A 6,867-nucleotide genomic window follows, 5' to 3' on the forward strand; every position below is an offset into this window, starting at 1 on the left:
GCACCCTGCACACGCAGCGCCACCGGGCGGAACGCCCAGGCGACGACCACACCGTCCAGCGAGACCAGCGCGCACTTGCAGCCGGAGGTGCCGAGGTCAACCGCGAGGATCAGGCGCGCATCGGAGAGCGGTGGCATGGACAGCGGGTGACCAGGATCAGAAGCGCCGCAGCACCGAGACGACGAAGCGGTTGTCGTCGGTGGCGCGCAGCTTGGAACCGTCCACCGCCAGGTAGAGCTCGCGCGCCTTGGTGTTGCTGGTCATCCAGTCGGCGTTCCACTCGAAGCCCCATTGCTTGTGGGTGATGCCGATGCTGTAGTCCGAGAAATCGGCTTCCTTGAAGTGCTTGATCTTCTGCAGGCCGGCATGCAGGTTCAGCGTGGTGGCAGGCGCCAGGTTGAACTTGTAGCCCAGGTCGAACAGCCAGCTGCCGCGCGAGTTCTGGTCGCCGCGGGCGTAGCAGGCCAGGCCTGGCGTCGGGTCCGGGTTCAGCGCCAGCATGGTGCCGCAGACGCCGCCGGTGTCCGCCCCGCGATAGGTCTTGGAGATGACGTTCAGCACCCGGCCTTCGAGCTCGCCGTAGTTGATCTCCAGCACCGCGAACTTGCTGTTGAAGTTGCTGCTGCGCACGTCGGTGGGCGTGAAGGTCTCGAAGTCGAAACCGTGCGGTGCGTCGAACTTCGCGCCAGGGAAAAACTCGGTCGCCAGGCCCAGGCCGAAGTGCCAGCCCTCCGGGTCGCCAAAGCGGTAGCCACCGGCCACCGTGAAGCCCAGGCCGTCGCCTTCGAGGAACTGCTTCTTGCTGACGGTCGCCACCTCGATCAGGCCGATCAGCCCGCTCTCGTGCGCCGCCTCCACGCTCAGGCGCAGGCCGGGCTTTTTCAGCGAATCGGAAATGCCGCGGGTGCGCTGGTCCGAGCTGAGCTTGAGCGAGGTGTCGACCGCGAAGCTGGCGGTGTCGGACTCCGCGTGCGCCGGCAAGGCCGCGGCCAAGGGCAGGGCCAGGGCCAGGGCGGCGATGAGCAAACGGGGCGTGGGCATGGATGTCGTCTCCTCCGGTGGGTGGACAGGTCAGGGTTTGCAGGCCGGGGCCGCGGGCAGCGCGGCAACCCGCTTGAGCAGTTCGGTCTGGCCCAGCACCTCCACGCCCACGAAGGCGCGGATGGCCAGGTCGCCCGACTTGATGCGCACCACGCCCTTGTATTTCTTCTTGTCGCGCGGGTCGTAGACCCAGCCATCGCGCCAGGCCTCGTTCTCGTAGCGCGCCAGCTGGGCGATCTGCACGCCGCAGGTGTCGGCCGGCGTGCCGGCGTCCTTGTCCCAGACGATGCGGCCGCACAGCGCGCCGGCCTGGTCGGCACAGGGCTTGAACTCGATCACCGCGTCCTTCTCGGCCGTCATCCACAGGCCTTGGGCCTCTTCCGGCCCCGCGGCCCAACAGGACGCGCCGGCCAGCGCAGACACCAGCGAACACAGCACCGAACAAAACATCTTTGGCATCGGAACGCTCCAGGCTTGAGGTGGATCAGAACGTCATCAGGTAGTCATGGCTAGTTTATAGCGATGACTATCGTTTTTGTCTACTCTTCCGGCGTCCTTTCGCTGGGACAATCCCGAACAGACCTGCTGAACCCGATGCCCGCTACCCGCAAACCCGCGCCTTCGCTGGCGACCAAGAAACAGCCCGCGCAGGCGCGCGCCACGGAAACCTACGAGCGCATCCTGGAAGTCACGGCGCACACGCTGGCCGACGTGGGCATCGAGCGCCTGTCGACCAACCTGGTGTGCGAGCGCGCCGGCTTGAGCCCACCGGCCCTGTACCGCTACTTCCCGAACAAGTACGCACTGCTGTCCGAACTCGGCCAGCGCCTGATGCAGCAGCAAAACGAGCTGGTGGGCCGCTGGATCAGCGTCGAGCTGTTTGCCGGCAGCCCGCAGGCGCTGGAAGACGCGGTGGCCGGCCTGGTGCTGGACACCTACCGCGTCACCGCGCAGACCGTGGGCGGCGTGTGGATCATGCGGGCGCTGCGCGCGGTGCCCGCGCTGCAGCAGGTGCGCCTGGCCTCGCATGCCGAAGTCACCGCGGCCCAGACCGAGCTGCTGGCGCAGGCGCTGCCGCAGGCCAACAAGGCCGAGCTGCGGCTGGCCAGCCGCATCGTCGTGGAGCTGATCTATGCCACCGTCGAAATGCTGTTCGACGAAGCCCTGGACGAACAGGCCGTGGCCCGCACCGTGGCCGGCATGCTGCTCAGCCACCTGGAACGCATCCGGCCCGGGCTGGCGAAGAGGCCAGCCGCTCGCCGCACCGCCTTGGCGGGTCGAAACAAGGCCTGATCCGCCACAAATTGGGGACTCAAGCTTCCAAGACCGAGCAGCTTGCTCAAGCTTGGAAAACAGGCGCCGATAGCGGTGAAAGCTCTGATGCATGCCCGCTTGCATGCTGGGGTTCCCCCACACACGCTGTCCAAAGAGGCGCCCCAATGAACACCTGGACCCACTGGAAAATCGGCACCCGGCTCAGCCTGGGGTTCGCCGCCGTCCTCACCTTGCTGATCGTGATCACCACCAGCGCCTGGTGGCGACTGGACAGCACCATGCGCGCGATGCACAACATGATGGACGAGCCACTGGCCAAGGAGCGCATCGTTTCCGACTGGTATCGGGGCATCCATACCAGCGTGCGCCGCACCACCGCGATCGTGAAGAGCGCCGACCCCTCTCTGGCTGCCTTCTTTGCGCCCGAGAACAAGGAGGCCACGACCAAGATCACCGAGCTGACGCAGCGCCTGGAAGCGCTGCTGCGCAGCGACCAGGAACGCCAGCTCTACCAAGAGGTGATGACGGTGCGCAAGCGCTATGTCGCAGCGCGCGACGAGATCGTCGCCACCAAGGCCCAGGACCCGGGCCAGGCCGAAGCCTTGTTCGAGCGCAGCTTCATGCCCGCAGGCAAGGCCTATCTCGAAACCTTGCAAGGCCTGCTGGATGCGGAGCGGGCACAGATCGACAGCTTGCGTTCCGACATCGACAAAGACGCCGCTGCGGCCCGCCAGCATCTGCTGGCGCTGGGCGGCCTGGCGCTGATCCTGGGCATGTTCTGCGCCTGGTCCATCACCCGCAGCGTGACCGGGCCACTCCGACATGCCGTGGCCGAGGCCCAGCGCGTGGCCGCTGGCGACCTGCGAGAGCAGGGCAGCGCGCCGCCCGCCCGCCATGACGAAACCGGCCAGTTGCTCACCGCGCTGGCGCAGATGCGCAATGCCCTGGCCCAGATGATCCATGGCATCCGCGATTCGACCGACAGCATGGGCATTGCCAGCCGTGAAATCGCCTCCGGCAACCAGGACCTGAGCCTGCGCACCGAGCAGACCGCCAGCAACCTGCAGGAAACCGCTTCGGCCATGGAGCAGCTGACGGCCACCGTGGGCCACAGTACCGACAACGCCCGGCAGGCCAGCCAGCTGGCCGCCTCGGCCGCCGAAGTGGCTGCCCGCGGCGGCGCTGTCGTCTCCCAGGTAGTCGCCACCATGGGCGACATCAACAGCTCATCGAAGCGCGTGGTGGACATCATCGGCGTGATCGACGGCATTGCCTTCCAGACCAACATCCTGGCGCTGAACGCGGCCGTGGAAGCGGCCCGCGCAGGCGAGCAGGGCCGCGGCTTCGCCGTGGTGGCCAGCGAAGTGCGCACGCTGGCCCAGCGTTCGGCCCAGGCTGCCAAGGAAATCAAGGCCCTGATCGGCGCCTCGGCAGAGCGGGTGGACAGCGGCACCGCGCTGGTGGCGGATGCAGGCCGCACGATGCAGGAGCTGGTGGGCTCGGTGCAGCGCGTCTCGGACATCATCGGCGAGATCTCTGCTGCTGCCGGTGAGCAGCACGACGGCATCGGCCAGGTGAACATCGCCGTGACCCAACTGGACCAGATGACCCAACAGAATTCTGCACTGGTGGAGCAGAGCGCTGCCGCGGCGCAAGCGCTGAGCCAGCAGGCCGAACGCCTGGCCCACTCGGTGCGCCGCTTCCAGCTGGCGGCCTGACCGACGGGCGCCCAGGGGCCGCCGCAAGGCATCACCGGTGGCGCCAAGGGCCGAGCACAGATCATGTTGCAATCCTGACCGCCTTGTTGTCCCTGGCACCACTGCAAGTGCAGGAGGCACGCAAGCGCTACCCCGTGCCCGAGGCTGATGCGGCCGGCCTCCTGATTGGCCCGGAGCTGGACCACAAACTGGATAAGCAGGGCATTTCCAGCCGGGCCATCGATCCGGTCTGCAAATACCTGGGCCTGGGCAAAGGTGCGCTGGCCGAATACCTCGACCTGGACCGCACGACAGCCGCCCGCCTGATCGCCAGCGACCGTCCGTTGCCCACCCATTCGGCCGAAAGCATGTCGCGCCTGCTGGAACTGCAGCACCTGGCGCTGGACACCTTCGAGTGCCCGGCGGGTGCGATGGCCTGGCTGGGCAAACCAAACCCGCTGCTCGAAGGCGACAGCCCGCTGGAAGCCGCCAAGACCTCCTTCGGCGGCGAGCGCGTCAGGGACCTTCTGCTGGCCATCAAGTACGGCGGCGCGGCTTGACCAGCGTCTGGCGGATCGGCCACTGCCCCGCGCCACAGCCCGCCCCTTCGGCCCTGCTGGCGAACTGGCGTGACGACCAGTCCATCAGCCAGCGCATCGGCATGGCCTGGCTGCAATCGGGCGCGAGCCTGGCGCTGTGGGTCCCTTCGTTCGTCGCGCCGTTGGAGATGAACCTGCTGCTGAACCCGGCCCACCCACAGTACCGGCAGTCAGTTCGACCCGCGGCTTTTCTGAAATTTGGGGTCGCAGCCGGCTTGACGTGAGGCTATTCGGGAGAATTCGGCCCTGGATTTTCCAAAGCCTGCCGCCTTTGACGCGAAACGTGCGGCGATGAGCCAGGCGCCCTGATTCAGGCTGCCGCGGGCATCCACAGGTCCAGCATGCTTTCCAGTGCCGAACGTGTCACCGGCTTGGCCAGGTAGGCGTTCATGCCGACGGCGATGCACTGCTCCATGTCGCCGGAAATGGCGCTGGCGGTGAGGGCAATGATCAGCAAATCGTTCAGGCCGGCTTCGCGCAGCCGGCGCGTGGCCTCGAAGCCGTCCATCTCCGGCATCAGGCAGTCCATCAGCACCAGGTCATGATCGTGGCGCAGCGCCATCTCCACGGCCTGCCTGCCGTTGGCGGCCTCGAAGACCTCGAACCCCAGGTCTTCCAGCATGGCCCGCGCCACCATCGCGTTGACGGCGTTGTCCTCGGCCAGCAGCACGCGCCGGCCCTGGAAGCGGCGCGGCTGCTCGGCCGGGCTTGCCGGCGTCTCGGCCAGCACCACCGGCAGCGCTGAAATGGCGGCCAGCGTCATTGGCAAGGTGGCCAGGAAAACCGAGCCACGCCCGGGCTCGCTGCTGGCCTCCAGCCGGCCCCCCATCAGGTGCACCAGCTCCTGGGCGATGGCCAGGCCAAGGCCGGTGCCGCCATAGCGCCGGGTGGTCGAGCGGTCCGCCTGGCTGAAGGGCCGGAACAGCCGCGGCAGCGCCGAGGGGTCGATGCCAATGCCGCTGTCCTGCACGCGGAACTGCAGCAGGATCCTGCCGGGCTGCTCGCCTGGCAGCGGCCGTACCGCCAGCCGCACCTGGCCGGCTTCGGTGAACTTCAGCGCGTTGCTGAGCAGGTTGGACAAGACTTGCTGCAGCCGCACCGGGTCGCCCAGCACGGCAGCCGGCAAGTCTGGCGACAGCTCGCCGGACAGCTCGATGCCCTTGCGCCGGGCCTGCACGCCAAACACCTGCAACGTCTCGTTGATCAGCCCCCGCAGGTCCATCGCAATCTCTTCGAGCTCAACCGCGCCGGCCTCGATCTTGGAGATGTCCAGCACGTCGTTGACCAGCTTCAGCAGCAGCTCGCCCGAGCCATAGGCGGCCTGGGCCATCTCTCGCTGGCGCGGCGTGAGCTCGGTGTGCAGCAGCAGGTCGGCCATGCCCAGCACGCCGTTGAGCGGCGTGCGGATCTCGTGGCTCATGCTGGCCAGGAAGGCCGACTTGGCACGGTTCGCGTCGTCCGCCGCGTTGCGCGCTTCGTTGGCCTCGCGCTGGGTAACCATCAGCTGGCCCAGCGCCAGGGCCTGGCGCGTCAGCAGACGGTGCACCGCCGCGCTCAGCGCGAGCAGCGCCGCGGTGGCCGCGAGCATGAAGGCGCCGATCCAGCTGGCGCTTTCTTGCCAGCGTGCCAGCACCAGGGTCTCGGAGCCGGTGATCGTGACCAGCAGCGGGTAGGCCGGCGACATGGTCGCGCTGACGATGCGCAGCCGGGTGTCGCTGGGGTTGCTGGGCCGCGGGCCACGCAGCACCTCGGTGACGGTGCTGCCGCCGGCATTCGGCATGGCGGCCAGGCGCTGGGCCACGCCGGGCACCGGTTGGCCCATCAGCGCGTCGCTGGTCGGATAGCGGGCCAGCACCCTGCCGTCGGGGCGCAGCAGCGTCAACGTGGGCTCACGCTGGCCCAGGTTGATGGAGCGGTAGAACTCGCCGAAATAGTCGCTCTCGATGCCCACCAGCGCCAGGCCGATCATGCGGCCTTGCGGATTGGCCACCTTGCGCGCGATGTAGAAGGTCCAGCTGCCGTTGCCGCGGTTCTGCACCGGCACCGACAGGTAGAGCTTGAGCCTGGGGTCGGCCACGTGGGCCGCGAAGTAGTCGCGGTCGCCGAGCTGGATCTGGGGCGGCGGGAAGCTGCGCGAGAAATTGATCAGCTCGCCGCCGGCCAGCGCGACGCTGATGACGTCGACCTGCGGCAGGTCGGCCTGGAGCTGCCGCAGCTTGGCAAAGGCCTCGGGCGTGCCCATCAGCCGGCGCAGC

At 67.9% G+C, this 6,867-nt stretch carries 7 protein-coding genes; 4 read left to right on the forward strand and 3 right to left on the reverse strand.

Features of this window, described 5'->3' with window-relative positions; all coding sequences use genetic code 11:
* Window positions 1-156 precede the first annotated feature (156 nt).
* Together FKP22_RS16545 and FKP22_RS16550 are read right to left on the reverse strand one after the other, a co-directional pair.
* Window positions 157-1,041: a TorF family putative porin gene (locus FKP22_RS16545; RefSeq protein ID WP_141288557.1), complete on the reverse strand. Its 885-nt coding sequence runs from the start codon at window positions 1,039-1,041 to the stop codon at window positions 157-159.
* A gap of 30 nt (window positions 1,042-1,071) precedes the next feature.
* Window positions 1,072-1,500 carry a DUF2147 domain-containing protein gene (locus FKP22_RS16550; RefSeq protein ID WP_231011697.1) on the reverse strand — a complete coding sequence of 143 codons (429 nt, stop codon included), beginning with the start codon at window positions 1,498-1,500 and terminating at the stop codon, window positions 1,072-1,074.
* A gap of 135 nt (window positions 1,501-1,635) precedes the next feature.
* On the opposite strand from FKP22_RS16550, the gene FKP22_RS16555 reads away from it, so the two are divergent.
* The 4 genes from FKP22_RS16555 (at window position 1,636) to FKP22_RS16570 (ending at window position 4,836) form a co-directional block, all read left to right on the forward strand.
* Complete coding sequence (locus FKP22_RS16555) at window positions 1,636-2,334, forward strand: TetR/AcrR family transcriptional regulator (protein ID WP_141288558.1); 699 nt, start codon at window positions 1,636-1,638, stop codon at window positions 2,332-2,334.
* A 146-nt stretch (window positions 2,335-2,480) separates the two neighbouring features.
* Window positions 2,481-4,034, forward strand: coding sequence for a methyl-accepting chemotaxis protein (locus tag FKP22_RS16560; protein ID WP_141288559.1), 1,554 nt, complete (start codon window positions 2,481-2,483; stop codon window positions 4,032-4,034).
* Window positions 4,035-4,117: 83 nt separating this feature from the next.
* On the forward strand, window positions 4,118-4,573 hold the full coding sequence (locus FKP22_RS33450) for an Xre family toxin-antitoxin system antitoxin (protein WP_141288560.1): 456 nt from the start codon (window positions 4,118-4,120) through the stop codon (window positions 4,571-4,573).
* Window positions 4,570-4,836, forward strand: coding sequence for an RES family NAD+ phosphorylase (locus tag FKP22_RS16570; RefSeq protein WP_211361434.1), 267 nt, complete (start codon window positions 4,570-4,572; stop codon window positions 4,834-4,836). The genes FKP22_RS33450 and FKP22_RS16570 overlap by 4 nt, the downstream gene beginning before the upstream one ends.
* 86 nt (window positions 4,837-4,922) lie before the next feature.
* Here the strand turns inward: FKP22_RS16570 and FKP22_RS16575 are convergent.
* A partial coding sequence (locus FKP22_RS16575; protein ID WP_141288561.1) for a hybrid sensor histidine kinase/response regulator occupies window positions 4,923-6,867 on the reverse strand: 1,945 nt, incomplete at its 5' end.

It is taken from the genome of Ideonella azotifigens (genome assembly GCF_006519715.1).
In the GTDB taxonomy this organism is placed as follows: domain Bacteria; phylum Pseudomonadota; class Gammaproteobacteria; order Burkholderiales; family Burkholderiaceae_C; genus Ideonella; species Ideonella azotifigens.

Excerpts from the sequence above, each read along its gene's own strand:
- FKP22_RS16550 (WP_231011697.1), bottom strand. The coding sequence starts at position 1,500 with ATGCCAAAGATGTTTTGTTCGGTGCTGTGTTCGCTGGTGTCTGCGCTG.
- FKP22_RS16545 (WP_141288557.1), bottom strand. The coding sequence starts at position 1,041 with ATGCCCACGCCCCGTTTGCTCATCGCCGCCCTGGCCCTGGCCCTGCCC.
- FKP22_RS16555 (WP_141288558.1), top strand. The coding sequence starts at position 1,636 with ATGCCCGCTACCCGCAAACCCGCGCCTTCGCTGGCGACCAAGAAACAG.
- FKP22_RS16560 (WP_141288559.1), top strand. The coding sequence starts at position 2,481 with ATGAACACCTGGACCCACTGGAAAATCGGCACCCGGCTCAGCCTGGGG.